The sequence below is a fragment of the Streptomyces sp. NPDC006134 genome (assembly GCF_040628835.1).
Taxonomy (GTDB): Bacteria; Actinomycetota; Actinomycetes; order Streptomycetales; family Streptomycetaceae; genus Streptomyces.
The window spans coordinates 30,473-43,845 of record NZ_JBEXTV010000037.1 but is presented as its reverse complement, the minus strand read 5'-3'; the positions used below and the strand labels follow the sequence as shown (position 1 = coordinate 43,845).

The 13,373-nt window shown below is 73.0% G+C and carries 15 protein-coding genes; 9 read left to right on the top strand and 6 right to left on the bottom strand.

Annotated features, from left to right (window positions below; genetic code table 11):
- Positions 1 to 13: 13 nt before the first annotated feature.
- Positions 14 to 790: an amino acid ABC transporter ATP-binding protein gene (locus ABZ340_RS23425; RefSeq protein WP_358783760.1), complete on the bottom strand. Its 777-nt coding sequence runs from the start codon at positions 788 to 790 to the stop codon at positions 14 to 16.
- Between the two features lie 290 nt (positions 791 to 1,080).
- On the opposite strand from ABZ340_RS23425, the gene ABZ340_RS23420 reads away from it, so the two are divergent.
- Positions 1,081 to 1,767 carry a response regulator transcription factor gene (locus tag ABZ340_RS23420; RefSeq protein WP_358783759.1) on the top strand — a complete coding sequence of 229 codons (687 nt, stop codon included), beginning with the start codon at positions 1,081 to 1,083 and terminating at the stop codon, positions 1,765 to 1,767.
- 9 nt (positions 1,768 to 1,776) lie between these two features.
- Entirely contained in the window at positions 1,777 to 3,183 is a 1,407-nt protein-coding gene (locus ABZ340_RS23415) for a HAMP domain-containing sensor histidine kinase (RefSeq protein WP_358783758.1), read from the top strand.
- Positions 3,184 to 3,332: 149 nt separating this feature from the next.
- On the opposite strand, the gene ABZ340_RS23410 is transcribed toward ABZ340_RS23415, so the two are convergent.
- Entirely contained in the window at positions 3,333 to 4,328 is a 996-nt protein-coding gene (locus tag ABZ340_RS23410) for a TAXI family TRAP transporter solute-binding subunit (protein ID WP_358783757.1), read from the bottom strand.
- Positions 4,329 to 4,539: 211 nt separating this feature from the next.
- On the opposite strand from ABZ340_RS23410, the gene ABZ340_RS23405 reads away from it, so the two are divergent.
- Entirely contained in the window at positions 4,540 to 4,950 is a 411-nt protein-coding gene (locus tag ABZ340_RS23405) for a MazG nucleotide pyrophosphohydrolase domain-containing protein (protein ID WP_358783756.1), read from the top strand.
- A gap of 93 nt (positions 4,951 to 5,043) precedes the next feature.
- Here ABZ340_RS23405 and ABZ340_RS23400 read toward each other — a convergent pair whose 3' ends face one another.
- On the bottom strand, positions 5,044 to 6,300 hold the full coding sequence (locus ABZ340_RS23400; protein WP_358783787.1) for a cation:proton antiporter: 1,257 nt from the start codon (positions 6,298 to 6,300) through the stop codon (positions 5,044 to 5,046).
- A gap of 8 nt (positions 6,301 to 6,308) precedes the next feature.
- The gene (locus tag ABZ340_RS23395) at positions 6,309 to 6,794 is read right to left on the bottom strand and encodes a TrkA C-terminal domain-containing protein (protein ID WP_358783755.1); all 486 of its coding nucleotides are present in this window, start codon (positions 6,792 to 6,794) and stop codon (positions 6,309 to 6,311) included.
- Between the two features lie 198 nt (positions 6,795 to 6,992).
- Between ABZ340_RS23395 and ABZ340_RS23390 the strand changes: the two genes are divergently transcribed.
- The 5 genes from ABZ340_RS23390 to ABZ340_RS23370 all read left to right on the top strand — a co-directional run bounded on the left by ABZ340_RS23390 (position 6,993) and on the right by ABZ340_RS23370 (position 11,498).
- Positions 6,993 to 8,018, top strand: coding sequence for a HAMP domain-containing sensor histidine kinase (locus ABZ340_RS23390; protein WP_358783754.1), 1,026 nt, complete (start codon positions 6,993 to 6,995; stop codon positions 8,016 to 8,018).
- 122 nt (positions 8,019 to 8,140) lie between these two features.
- Complete coding sequence (locus ABZ340_RS23385) at positions 8,141 to 8,800, top strand: response regulator transcription factor (RefSeq protein ID WP_358783753.1); 660 nt, start codon at positions 8,141 to 8,143, stop codon at positions 8,798 to 8,800.
- 56 nt (positions 8,801 to 8,856) lie between these two features.
- A complete protein-coding gene (miaB, locus tag ABZ340_RS23380; protein WP_358783752.1) occupies positions 8,857 to 10,374 on the top strand; it encodes a tRNA (N6-isopentenyl adenosine(37)-C2)-methylthiotransferase MiaB in 1,518 nt (505 codons plus the stop codon).
- Between the two features lie 29 nt (positions 10,375 to 10,403).
- Positions 10,404 to 10,670 carry a hypothetical protein gene (locus ABZ340_RS23375; RefSeq protein WP_358783751.1) on the top strand — a complete coding sequence of 89 codons (267 nt, stop codon included), beginning with the start codon at positions 10,404 to 10,406 and terminating at the stop codon, positions 10,668 to 10,670.
- 84 nt (positions 10,671 to 10,754) lie between these two features.
- On the top strand, positions 10,755 to 11,498 hold the full coding sequence (locus ABZ340_RS23370; RefSeq protein ID WP_358783750.1) for a class III extradiol dioxygenase subunit B-like domain-containing protein: 744 nt from the start codon (positions 10,755 to 10,757) through the stop codon (positions 11,496 to 11,498).
- A gap of 139 nt (positions 11,499 to 11,637) precedes the next feature.
- On the opposite strand, the gene ABZ340_RS23365 is transcribed toward ABZ340_RS23370, so the two are convergent.
- Positions 11,638 to 11,898, bottom strand: a complete 261-nt coding sequence (locus tag ABZ340_RS23365) for an antitoxin (protein ID WP_358783749.1) — start codon at positions 11,896 to 11,898, stop codon at positions 11,638 to 11,640.
- 24 nt (positions 11,899 to 11,922) lie between these two features.
- The gene (locus tag ABZ340_RS23360; protein ID WP_358783748.1) at positions 11,923 to 12,186 is read right to left on the bottom strand and encodes a hypothetical protein; all 264 of its coding nucleotides are present in this window, start codon (positions 12,184 to 12,186) and stop codon (positions 11,923 to 11,925) included.
- Positions 12,187 to 12,369: 183 nt separating this feature from the next.
- Here ABZ340_RS23360 and miaA point away from each other — a divergent pair, with 183 nt between their 5' ends.
- A complete protein-coding gene (gene miaA, locus ABZ340_RS23355; RefSeq protein WP_358783747.1) occupies positions 12,370 to 13,308 on the top strand; it encodes a tRNA (adenosine(37)-N6)-dimethylallyltransferase MiaA in 939 nt (312 codons plus the stop codon).
- The last annotated feature ends 65 nt before the right edge of the window (positions 13,309 to 13,373 follow it).

The following is a 13,373-nucleotide window of genomic DNA, read 5'->3' as shown; positions in this document are numbered from 1 at the left end:
GCCGACGGTGGCGTCAGTGGTGCAGGATCTTCGACAGGAAGTCCTTGGCGCGGTCGCTGCGCGGATTGCTGAAGAACCGGTCCGGCGCGGCCTCTTCGACGATCCGGCCGTCCGCCATGAACACCACGCGATTGGCGGCCGAACGGGCGAAGCCCATCTCGTGGGTGACGACGATCATGGTCATGCCGTCGCGGGCGAGCTGCTGCATGACCTCCAGCACCTCGTTGATCATCTCCGGGTCGAGGGCCGAGGTCGGCTCGTCGAAGAGCATGACCTTCGGGTCCATCGCCAGCGCCCGCGCGATGGCGACGCGCTGCTGCTGGCCGCCGGAGAGCTGCGCGGGGTACTTGTCCGCCTGGGCGGCCACCCCGACCCGGTCGAGCAGGGCGCGGGCCTTCTCCTCGGCCTGCCTCTTGTCGGCCTTGCGGACCTTGATCTGACCCAGGGTCACGTTCTCCAGCACGGTCTTGTGCGCGAAGAGGTTGAAGGACTGGAAGACCATGCCGACGTCGGCCCGCAGCCGGGCCAGTGCCTTGCCCTCCTGGGGCAGCGGCTTGCCGTCGATCGAGATCGTGCCGGAGTCGATCGTCTCCAGGCGGTTGATGGTGCGGCACAGCGTGGACTTGCCGGACCCGGAGGGCCCGATGACCACGACGACCTCGCCGCGGGCGATCGTCAGATCGATGTCCTGGAGTACGTGCAACGCGCCGAAGTGCTTGTTGACGCTCTTCAGGACGACCAGCTCGTCGGTCGCGGCCACGTCTTCCTTGGCCACCGATACTTCGGTCATCGCTCTAAGGCTCCGTCCTCCTCGGTTTCCGGAGGACACTAGTGACCCCGTACGACCTGCGTCATTACATCTGAGGGGAATCTGAGCATCACGATCCGATAGCAATCGGACACGTGTCGTAGCACTTGTCACCTGGGCGCATATCGTCCGGGTAACTTCAGGCGGTCCGCAACCGGAACACCCTTGACGCCGTCGGTCTCCATCGGCGTGACTGCACAGGACACACGCGCGCGTGCACGCGTTTTCGTACACGTACCGAGCGTACGGCTGGTGAACCGAAGGGGGCCGGGATGAAACTGCTGCTCGTCGAGGACGACAACCATGTCGCCGCGGCCCTGTCCGCGGTCCTGGCCCGGCACGGTTTCGAGGTCACCCACGCGCGCAGCGGCGAGGAGGCCCTCCAGGCGCTCGTCCCCGAGGGCAGCGGCTTCGGTGTCGTCCTGCTCGACCTGGGCCTGCCCGACCAGGACGGCTACGAGGTCTGCGGCAAGATCCGCAAACGCACCAGCACGCCGGTGATCATGGTCACCGCCCGCTCCGACGTCCGCTCCCGCATCCACGGCCTGAACCTCGGCGCCGACGACTACGTGGTCAAGCCGTACGACACCGGGGAACTGCTCGCCCGGATCCACGCCGTCAGCCGGCGCACCGCCCACGAGGAGGCCGCCCCGGGCGGCGGCAGCGCTCTCGCGTTCGGCCCCGTCCGGATCGAACTGCCGACCCGCCGGGTCAGCGTGGACGGTACGGCCGTCCAGCTCACCCGCAAGGAGTTCGACCTGCTCGCCCTGCTGGCGCAGCGCCCCGGAGTGGTGTTCCGCCGGGAGCAGATCATCAGCGAGGTCTGGCGCACCAGCTGGGAGGGGACCGGCCGCACCCTGGAGGTGCACGTCGCCTCCCTGCGCGCCAAGCTGCGCATGCCGGCGCTCATCGAGACCGTACGCGGCGTCGGCTACCGCCTCGTCGCCCCGGGCTCCTAGCGAGGCCGGGTGCGCGCACGTCTCCTTCCCCTGCTGATCGTCCTGATGGCGGCCGTGCTGCTGGCGCTCGGCATCCCGCTCGCCGGCAGCGTGGCCGCGGCCCAACAGCAGGAGGTCGTCGTCGACCGCATCGACGACACGGCCCGCTTCGCCGCGCTGGCCCAGTTCGTCACCGACGCGCCCTACGGGGCCGGCCCCTCGGTCACCGACGAGCGCCTGGCGACCCTGCAGCGCGAACTCACCAGCTACCACGACGTCTACGGCATTCGGGCGGGCGTCTTCTACCGCAATCACATCCCCATGGCCAACGCGCCGACGACCTGGTTCCTCCCGCAGACGGGCGAGGTGCGCTCCGCCTTCGACGAGGCGCTGCTCAGCCGCCGCAGCCACGACCCGCAGCAGGTGTGGCCCTGGGAACGCGGCCGGCTGGTGGTCGCCTCGCCGGTCATCCTGGACGGCGACGTCGTCGCGGTCGTGGTCACCGACTCGCCCACCGGTCCGATGCGTTCGCGCATCCTGCACGGCTGGCTGGTCATCGGCGCGGGCGAGGTCGCCGCGATGCTGCTGGCCGTCGGCGCCGCGCTGCGGCTGACCGGCTGGGTCCTCAGACCCGTACGGGTCCTCGACGCCACCACCCACGACATCGCCACCGGGCGGCTGAAGTCCCGGGTGGCGCCCGCCGGGGGACCGCCGGAACTCAGGCGGCTGGCCAAGTCGTTCAACGAGATGGCCGACCACGTCGAGGACGTGCTGGAGCAGCAGCGCGCCTTCGTCGCCGACGCCTCGCACCAGCTGCGCAACCCCCTGGCGGCGCTGCTGCTGCGCATCGAGCTGCTCGCCCTGGAACTGCCCGAGGGCAACGAGGAGATCGCCTCCGTCCAGGCCGAGGGAAAACGCCTGGCCCGCGTCCTGGACGACCTGCTCGGCCTGGCCCTGGCCGAGCACGCCGAGCCGGACCTCCGGCTCACCGACATCGGCGCCCTGGCCGCCGAACGGGTGGCGGCCTGGGCGCCCACCGCCGAGGCCAAGGGTGTACGGCTGGTGGGGCGGTGCCCGGCGACCACGGCGTGGGCCGACCCGGTGGCGCTGTCCAGCGCGCTGGACGCGGTGGTCGACAACGCGGTGAAGTTCACGCCGCGGGACGGGACGGTGCGGGTGGCCGTCGCCTCCGACGGCGCCACCGCCACCGTCACCGTCACCGACACCGGCCCCGGCCTGACCGACGAGGAGCTCACCCGCGTCGGCGACCGCTTCTGGCGCAGCGGACGGCACCAGAACATCAAGGGGTCCGGCCTGGGCCTGTCCATCTGCCGGGCCCTGCTGGAGGCGGGCGGCGGCTCCGTCTCGTACGGCCACCACGAGCCGCACGGGCTGACGGTGACGGTGACGGTGCCGAGGTCGGCGCCCGCGGCCTGACCAGGCGCGCGGGTGGCCTTCCAGCACCTCATCGCCACGGCCGACCAGCTTCACGGCCTGACCGGGCGCGCGGGTGGTTCCCCGGTGCCTACGGTTTGACCAGGGGCTGGTCGATCGCATCGCCGACGTCGCCGGTGGTTCCCCGGTGCCTACGGTTTGACCGACCGGTAGTAGCGCCGGGCGCCCTCGTGCAGGGGGAGGGGGTCGGTGTAGATCGCCGTGCGCAGGTCGACCAGCTGGGCGGAGTGGACGTGCGCGCCGATGCCGTCCCGGCTCTCGATCACGGTCCGGGTCAGCCACTCGGTGAGCCGCGGGTCGACGTCCTCGCGGGTGATCAGCAGGTTGGGCACGGCCATCGTCGGCACGGGGACGGCGTTCTGGACCGTGGGATAGGCGGACTCCGGAATGGTGGACGCGCGGTAGTAGCGGGTCGCGCCGCTGTACGTGTGCAGCCGGGCGACGAGATCCTTCTCGATGGGGACGAACCGGAACGCGGCCTTCTCGGCGATCTGCCGCAGCCCGTCCGTGGGCAGCCCGCCCGACCAGAAGAACGCGTCGACCTGGTCCCCGAGCCGCCTGGGCCCGGTGTCGATGCCGTCCGACCGGGGCGTGATGTCCTTCTCGGGGTCGATGCCCGCGGCCCGCAGCAACCGGGTGGCGATCAGCCGCACGCCCGAGTGCGGCAGCCCGACGGCCACCCGCTTGCCCCGCAGGTCGGCGACGGAGCGGATGTCCGAGCCGACGGGCACGACGAGCTGTACGTAGTCGTCGTACAGGCGCGCCACCCCGCGCAGCCCGTCGGCACCGGGCCGGCCGGCGATCTTGTACGTCTCCACCGCGTCGGCCGCGGCGATCGTGAAGTCGGCCTTCCCCGTCGCCACGCGCTCGACGTTCTCCTGGGAGCCCGCGCTGGTCAGCAGCCGCACCTTCAGGTCCGGCATGTCCTTGCCGAACTCGGTGCGCAACAGCTCGCCGTACTTCTGGTACACCCCCGCGCGTGTGCCGGTGCTGAACGTGATCGTCCCGCGCGGCGGCTCCTCACCGAGGGGCAGCAGCCACCACAGCAGCAGCCCGAGGGCGACGGCGCCGGCGACCGCCCCTCGCAGGGCCCGGCGCCTGCCGATACGGCGCAACAGCGTGGACATGGGCGTGATCCTGCCAGCCGGTACCGCCGCTGAACAGGGCGGGGCGCACAGCGGAGCGGGAAGGGGCCGCGGCGGGGTCCGTCGTCGGGAGCCGTGGAGTGGGACCGCCGTCGGGAGCCGTGGAGTGGGACCGTCGTCGGGAGCCGTGGAGCGGGTCCGGCACCGGGAGCCGTCGGGCGGGGCTGTCACAGGCGGCCGTTAGAGTCGGCGCATGAGCAGCTCTTCCTCGCCCGCCGACCTGGTCCGCGCCTTCCACCTCGCCTTCGGGCTGGACGTCCGCAGCACGCCCGGCGAGGTCCCGGCCGAGCTGGCGGCCCAGCGGGGGGAACTGCTCGCCGAGGAGGCCGCGGAGGTGGCCGAGGTCTCGGTGCGCGGCCCGCTCGACCGGCTCGCGCACGAGCTGGCCGACGTCGTGTACGTCGCGTACGGCACCGCCCTCGTGCACGGCATCGACCTCGACGAGGTCATCGCCGAGATCCACCGCTCCAACATGACCAAGCTCGGGCCCGACGGCCAGGTCGTCCGCCGGGCCGACGGCAAGGTCCTCAAGGGGGAGCACTACCGGGCCCCGGACGTGGCGGGTGTGCTGCGGCGGCAGGGGTGGGTGCCGCAGGGGGACTGACCGGGGCTCCTCCGCCCGGCTCGCCCTGCCCCTGCCCGCCCGCCCTGTTCCGGTCCCGGTCCCGCGCGGGCGGCCGGGAGCCTTCCCGTCGCCTCAGTCGCCCACCGGTGCTTCCGTCCCCGCTTCCGCTTTCGCCTCCGCTTCCGCCGTCCGTGGCGCGGGCAGCTCGGCGCCGGTGTCCCGGCGGGCGGCGGTACGGCGGCGGGTCAGACGGGTGGCCAGGGGCTCGGTGTAGCGGGCGGTGAGCGGACCGAGGACGACCAGGATCAGGACGTACGCCGTGGCCAGCGGCCCCAGCGACGGCTCGATGCCCGCCGAGACCGCGAGCCCCGCGATGACGATGGAGAACTCGCCTCGCGCCACCAGCGCGCCGCCCGCGCGCCAGCGGCCCTTGACGGAGATGCCGGCCCGCCGTGCCGCCCAGTACCCGGTCGCGATCTTGGTCAGGGCGGTGACGACGGCCAGCGCCAGGGCCGGCAGCAGCACCGGCGGGATGCTGGCCGGATCGGTGTGCAGCCCGAAGAAGACGAAGAAGACCGCGGCGAACAGGTCCCGCAGCGGGCTCAGCAGCGTGTGCGCGCCCTCCGCCACCTCACCGGACAGGGCGATGCCCACCAGGAACGCCCCCACCGCCGCCGACACCTGGAGCTGTTGCGCCACGCCCGCGACCAGGATGGTCAGGCCCAATACCACCAGCAGCAGCTTCTCCGGGTCGTCGCTGGAGACGAACCGGGAGATCACCCGGCCGTAGCGCACCGCCACGAACAGCACCAGCCCCGCCGCCGCCAGCGCGATCGCCAGTGTCACGCTCCCGGCCAGCAGCCCGACCCCGGCCACCAGGGCCGTGACGATGGGCAGGTACACCGCCATCGCCAGGTCCTCCAGGACCAGGACGCTGAGGATCACGGGCGTCTCACGGTTGCCGACCCGGCCCAGGTCGCCGAGGACCTTCGCGATCACGCCGGACGACGAGATCCACGTCACCCCGGCCAGGACGACCGCGGCGACCGGGCCCCAGCCCAGCAGCAGCGCCATCGCCGCGCCCGGCAGGGCGTTCAGCGCCCCGTCGACCAGCCCCGCCGGATAGTGGGATTTCAGGTTGGTGACCAGGTCGCCGGCCGTGTACTCCAGGCCCAGCATGAGCAGCAGCAGGATGACGCCGATCTCGGCGCCGGTGGCCACGAACTCCTCGCTCGCGCCCAGCGGCAGCAGCCCGCCCTCGCCGAAGGCCAGACCGGCGAGCAGGTACAGCGGTATGGGGGAGAGCCGGAAGCGGGCGGCGAACCGCCCGAGAAGGCCGAGGCCGAGAATGATGGAACCGAACTCGATCAGCAGGACCGCGGAGTGCACCGGCTCGCTCACTCCCGCCCGAGTATGGCCGCGGCGGCGTCGACGCCCTCGCGCGTGCCGATGACGATGAGCGTGTCCCCGCCCGCCAGCCGGAAGTCCGGCGCCGGCGAGGGGATCGCCTCGGCCCGCCGCAGCACCGCGACGACCGACGCGCCCGTCTGGGTCCGCATCCGCGTGTCGCCCAGCACCCGTCCGTTCCAGCGGGAGATCGCCGACACCTCGATCCGCTCGGCGACCAGCCCCAGGTCCGTGGTGTACAGCAGGCTGGCGCTGTGGTGGGACGGCTTCAGCGCGTCGATCAGCGCGCCCGCCTCCGCACCCGTCAGCCGCAGCGACTGGGCGCAGGAGTCGGGGTCGTCGGCCCGGTACACGCTCACCGTGCGGGCGCCGTCGCGGTGGGCCACCACCGACAGATGGCGGTGTTCCCGGGTCATCAGGTCGTACTGCATCCCGATCCCCGGCAGCGGCGTCGCCCTCAGGCGTGGAGCGGACACGTTTCTTCCCCTTCGTCCTCTTGCCGTTCTCGCCGCACACGCCGCACCTGCGTGACGTGCTCGCGGCGCCGCCATGCTGCCATCCGCACGTACGGTGGCGATATGGGTGTCGTGACGGATATACGCCGCCGGACCGGGGCGGGGAGTCTGGTTCCGGTGGAGCCGTGCGCGAAGACGGGGAGGAGTGGGAAGAAGGCCGTGTCGCTGTTCTGGCGGATCTTCTCGCTCAACGCCACGGGCCTGGTCGTCGCCACGGCACTGCTGCTGGGCCCGGTCACCGTGTCCACCCCCGTCCTGCCGGGCGAGGCGCTGATCCTGCTCGCGGGCCTCGCCGCGCTGCTGGCGGGCAACGCGGCCGTCCTGCGGATCGGGCTCGTCCCGCTGCAACGGCTGAGCCGGGCCATGGCCACCGCGGACCTGCTGCGTCCCGGAGCCCGCCCGGCGGTCGCCGGACCGGCCGAGGCGGCGGAGCTGATCGCGACGTACAACACCATGCTGGACCGGCTCCAGGCGGAGCGGACCGCCGGCGCCGCCCGCGCGCTGCAGGCACAGGAACGCGAACGCCACCGCATCGCCCGCGAGCTGCACGACGAGGTCGGGCAGACCCTCACCGCCGTCCTCCTCCAGCTCAAACGGGTCGCCGACCGGGTGCCCGGGGAGCTGCGCGAGGACGTCACCCAGGCGCAGGAGGCCACCCGGGCCGGCCTGGACGAGATCCGCCGTATCGCCCGCCGGCTGCGGCCCGGAGTCCTGGAGGAACTCGGACTGGCCAGTGCCCTGCGCTCGCTGGCGGCCGAGTTCAGCCACGACGGGCTGACCGTGCGTCACCAGGTCGCCGCCGACCTGCCCCCGCTCACCGCGGAGGCCGAACTGGTGATCTACCGGGTCGCCCAGGAGGGCCTGACCAACACCGCCCGCCATTCCCGCGCCGACCGCGCCGAGCTCCGCCTGCGCCCGCTGCCCGACGGCGTCGAACTCCTCGTCCGCGACAACGGCACCGGCCTCGGCGACGCCACGGAGGGCGCCGGCATCCGCGGCATGCGCGAACGCGCCCTGCTGACCGGAGCCGAGCTCCGCGTGGAACCTGCCCCCGGGCGGGGAACGGACATCCGCCTGCGGGTACCGGCCCCCACCCCGGACGCCGCCCGTCCGCCCCTGCCGGCCGCCCCCGGCGGCGCCGCGCCCCCGGCCCCGCACGCACCGGCCGCCCCCGGAGACCACTGATGCCCGCACAGCCCCCGATGCAGCCCCCGAGGATGCCCGCACAACCCCCGATACAACCCCCGACGCAGCCCCCGAGGATGCCCGCACAGCCCCCGATACAACCCCCGACGCAGCCCCCGAGGATGTCCGCACAGCCCCCGATACGCGTCCTGCTCGCCGACGACCACACCCTCGTCCGCCGCGGCGTGCGCCTCATCCTGGACGGCGAACCCGATCTGACGGTCGTCGCCGAGGCCGGCGACGGCGCCGAGGCGGTCGCCGCGGCCCGCACCACCGAGGTGGACCTGGCCGTCCTCGACGTGGCCATGCCCCGCACGACCGGCCTCCAGGCCGCCCGCGAACTCTCCCGCCGCCTGCCCGGCCTGCGCATCCTCATCCTGACGATGTACGACAACGAGCAGTACTTCTTCGAGGCGCTCAAGGCCGGGGCGTGCGGCTACGTCCTGAAGTCCGTCGCCGACCGCGACCTGGTCGAGGCGTGCCGGTCGGCGGTCCGCGACGAACCGTTCATCTACCCGGGCGCCGAACGCGCCCTCGTCCGCTCCTACCTGGAGCGCCTGCACCGCGGGGACGGCCTGCCCGCGCGGCCGATCACCGAGCGCGAGGAGGAGATCCTCAAACTCGTGGCCGAGGGGCACACCTCCAAGGAGATCGGCGAGCTGCTCTTCATCAGCGCCAAGACCGTCGAACGCCACCGCGCGAACCTCCTCCAGAAGCTCGGCATGCGCGACCGCCTGGAACTCACCCGCTACGCGATCCGCGCCGGCCTGATCGAGCCCTGAGCCCGGTTGTCCCCAGGCGGCCGAGCCACTGCCGCCGACCGCCTACCCTTGTCCCCATGAGCAGCATCGACCGGAGCCAGTCAGTGGGCGGCACACGCACATACGAGGTACGCACCTACGGGTGCCAGATGAACGTCCACGACTCCGAGCGATTGGCCGGGCTGCTGGAGGACGCGGGGTACGTCCGCGCCCCCGAGGGCTCCGACGGCGACGCGGACGTCGTCGTCTTCAACACCTGCGCGGTCCGTGAGAACGCCGACAACAAGCTGTACGGCAACCTCGGTCACCTCGCCCCGAAGAAGGCGAAGCGCCCCGGCATGCAGATCGCGGTCGGCGGCTGCCTGGCGCAGAAGGACCGCGACACCATCGTCAAGCGGGCCCCCTGGGTGGACGTCGTCTTCGGCACGCACAACATCGGCAAGCTGCCGGTGCTGCTGGAGCGCGCCCGCGTGCAGGAAGAGGCCCAGGTCGAGATCGCCGAGTCGCTCGAAGCCTTCCCCTCCACGCTGCCGACGCGGCGCGAGAGCGCGTACGCGGCCTGGGTCTCCATCTCCGTCGGCTGCAACAACACCTGCACCTTCTGCATCGTCCCCGCCCTGCGCGGCAAGGAGAAGGACCGCCGGCCCGGCGACATCCTCGCCGAGATCGAGGCTCTGGTCGCCGAGGGCGTGTCCGAGATCACCCTCCTCGGGCAGAACGTCAACGCCTACGGCTCCGACATCGGCGACCGCGAGGCGTTCAGCAAGCTGCTGCGCGCCTGCGGGAGGATCGAGGGCCTGGAGCGCGTCCGCTTCACCTCCCCGCATCCGCGCGACTTCACCGACGACGTCATCGCCGCGATGGCCGAGACGCCGAACGTGATGCCGCAGCTGCACATGCCGCTCCAGTCCGGCTCCGACACGGTCCTGAAGGCGATGCGCCGCTCCTACCGCCAGGAGCGGTACCTGAACATCATCCGCAAGGTCCGCGAGGCCATCCCGCACGCCGCGATCACCACCGACATCATCGTGGGCTTCCCCGGCGAGACCGAGGAGGACTTCGAGCAGACGCTGCACGTGGTGCGCGAGGCCCGCTTCGCGCAGGCGTTCACCTTCCAGTACTCCAAGCGGCCCGGCACCCCGGCCGCCGAGATGGAGGACCAGATCCCCAAGGAGGTCGTCCAGGCGCGCTACGAGCGGCTGGTCGCCCTCCAGGAGGAGATCTCCTGGGAGGAGAACAAGAAGCAGGTCGGCCGCACCCTGGAGCTGATGGTCGCCGAGGGCGAGGGCCGCAAGGACGGCACCACCCACCGCCTCTCGGGCCGCGCCCCCGACAACCGGCTGGTGCACTTCGCCAAGCCCGAGCAGGAGGTCCGCCCCGGCGACGTGGTCACCGTGGAGGTCACCTACGCGGCCCCGCACCACCTCCTCGCCGAGGGCCCGGTGCTGGACGTGCGCCGCACGCGCGCGGGCGACGCCTGGGAGAAGCGGAACGCGGCGGAGCAGGCCAGGCCGGCCGGCGTCATGCTGGGCCTGCCGAAGATCGGCGCGCCCGAGCCGCTGCCGGTCGCCGCGAGCGGCTGCGGCTGCGACTGACCGGCGGGCGCGGCGGGAAGGAGGGCCTCATGCCGTACAGCGTGGAGTTCACCGAGCGCGCGGCACGCGTGAGGGACAGCCTTCCCGCCGACCGGCGCGAGGTGCTGGAGCGAGGGCTCGCCATCCTGCTCGCCGACCCGCGCCACAAGTTCTCGCACCCGGTCGGCGACGACGAGTCGACCCGCGAGATCGCCCTGTCGCGGAACCTGTTCGTCGAGTACGTCATCAGCGACGGCAAGCTGGTGGTGCTCGTCCTGACGGTGATCGATCTGACGGACGTGCTGATCGAGGAGTGAGGGCGGCGCGCCGACCGCGCCCGACGGTCGGCCCGGCGGGTGCCCGGTGCCCGCCGGCAGCCGTACGGCGTTACGCTGCCGATCATGCTTGTCGCCGCCGCAGTCTGCCCCTGCCCGCCCCTCCTCGTGCCCGAGGTCGCCGCGGGCGCCGCACCCGAGCTGGACCCCGCGCGCGCCGCGTGCACGGACGCGCTGGGCGTGCTGGCCGCCGCCCGGCCCGACCGGCTCGTGGTCGTCGCACCCGGCGAGCACGACGACGTGACGGCGTACCCCGAGGGCACGCCGGGGACGTTCCGCGGCTTCGGCGTGGACCTGGACGTACGGCTGGGATCCGGCGCGGCTCCGGTCAAGCGCCCGGCGTCCGGCGGGGAAGCGGCGGCCGGGACCGGACTGCCGTACGGGCTCGCCGTGGCCGCCTGGCTGCTGGAGCGCACCCGGTGGTCCGACGCGCCGATCGACGCGCTGACGGTCGGGGACGCGCTCCCGGCCGAGCGGTGCCTCGCCGTCGGACGGGACGTCGCGGCGCGGGCCGGGCGGGTGGCGCTGCTGGTGATGGGGGACGCCAGCGCGTGCCGCACCCTCAAGGCGCCCGGGTATCTCGACGAGCGGGCGGCGCCCTTCGACGCGGAGGTCGCGCGTGCGCTGGGGGCCGCGGACGGGGCGGCCCTCGCCGCACTGGACACGGGACTCGCCCAGGAGCTGAAGGCGTCCGGGCGGGCCCCCTGGCAGGTCCTGGCGGGCGCCGCCGAGGGGACGGCCCTCGGCGGCGCACTCCTGTACGAGGACGCGCCCTACGGCGTGGGGTATGCCGTGGCCGCCTGGTCGTAGCGGGGGTCGTGGCGGGGCGTCGTGGCAGGGCCCGGCGCCGTCCGGCCCGCGAGCGCGCAGAACGGCGGACGGCCGGGGGCTGTCGTGCCCCCGGCCGTCCGCCGATGACGCCGGTACGCCGATGACGCCGGTACGCCGGTCAGGAAGCCGGCGGTGGCCCGGCCGGCGGCGTGGTGTCCGGCGTGCCGCCGCCCGTTCCCGCCGCGGTGCCGTCCTTGTGCGCGAGGCGGTCCACGGCGCCCTTGGCCTTGCCCGTACCGGTCCTGATCCGGTCGCTGTACTTGCCCTTGGTCTTCTCGTCGACGGCCTTGGCCGCCCTGTCCAGACCGTGCTGGATCCGGTCCCCGTGCTGCTGCGCGAGGTCCGCGACCTTGCCCTTCGCCTTGTCCAGCAGACCCATGGCTCACCTTCCCCGGCGGGGCGGTTACGTGCGGGCGCCCTCGCCGGCCTCGTTGTCGGCGGCCTTCCCGGCGGACTGCTGCTGGGGGATGTCGACGCCCTCGGAGCCGGCGTCCCCGGCGGCCTCCGTCCCCGCCGGCCGCGCCGTCGGTTCCGGCCCGGCGTCGCCGGATGCCTTCTCCGCCGCCTCCTCCGGCTGCGCGGGGACCGGCGCGTCGGCCTGAGCCTCGGCGGCCGGCACCTCCTCCGTGGCCTTCGACCTCCGAAGAAGCCGTGCAAAAACGCCCATATCAACTCCATACGTTACTCGTGCGGGCGAAATCCCGCGTTGCCCGGTGCGTCCGTTTGCGCTCCCCGGGCCACCGCCTTTGCGATCCGGTGGCGGGAACCTCGCAACGAGGCAACGACCCCGAGAGCGCGCCGTCACGTAACTCGTTCGAGAGGGAGTTCAGAGGTTTGGGAGACTGGGGCGGTGAGCAGTGCATCCCCCGCCCCCCGCGTCATCGCCGTCGTCGGTCCCACCGCGGCCGGAAAGTCCGATCTGGGTGTCTTCCTGGCCCAACGGCTCGGCGGTGAGGTCGTCAACGCCGACTCCATGCAGCTCTACCGAGGGATGGACATCGGCACCGCCAAGCTGACGCCCGAGGAGCGCGGCGGCGTCCCGCACCACCTGCTGGACGTCTGGGACGTGACGGTCACGGCTTCCGTCGCCGAGTACCAGCGCCTGGCCCGCGAGCGGATCGACGCGCTGCTCGCCGCCGGACGCTGGCCCATCCTGGTCGGCGGCTCCGGCCTCTACGTCCGCGGGGCCGTCGACAACCTGGAGTTCCCGGGCACCGACCCGCAGGTCAGGGCCCGGCTGGAGGAGGAGCTCGCGCTGCGCGGCCCGGGCGCGCTGCACGCCCGCCTGGCCGCCGTCGACCCGGAGGCCGCGCGGGCGATCCTGCCCGGCAACGGCCGCCGCATCGTCCGGGCGCTGGAAGTGATCGAGATCACCGGGCAGCCCTTCACCGCCAACCTCCCCGGCCACGACTCCGTCTACGACACCCTGCAGATCGGCGTCGACGTCCCCCGCCCCGAGCTGGACGACCGCATCGCGCGCCGGGTCGACCGGATGTGGGCGGCGGGCCTCGTCGACGAGGTGCGCGCACTGGAGGCGCAGGGACTGCGCGAGGGGCGTACGGCGTCGCGCGCGCTCGGCTACCAGCAGGTCCTCGCGGCGTTCGCCGGGGAGTGCACGCTGGAGGAGGCCCGGGCCGAGACCGTGCGTGCCACCAAACGCTTCGCGCGCCGTCAGGATTCGTGGTTCAGGCGGGACCCGCGGGTGCATTGGCTGAGTGGGGCCGCGGAGGATCTCGCGGAACTTCCGCGGCTCGCTCTGTCGTTGGTCGAACGACCGGTTACAGCCTGATCACGTCATGGCATCGGGAGGCCCCGGCCGTCAGCGCGGCCTCCGGCGCCGTGCCATCATCAAGC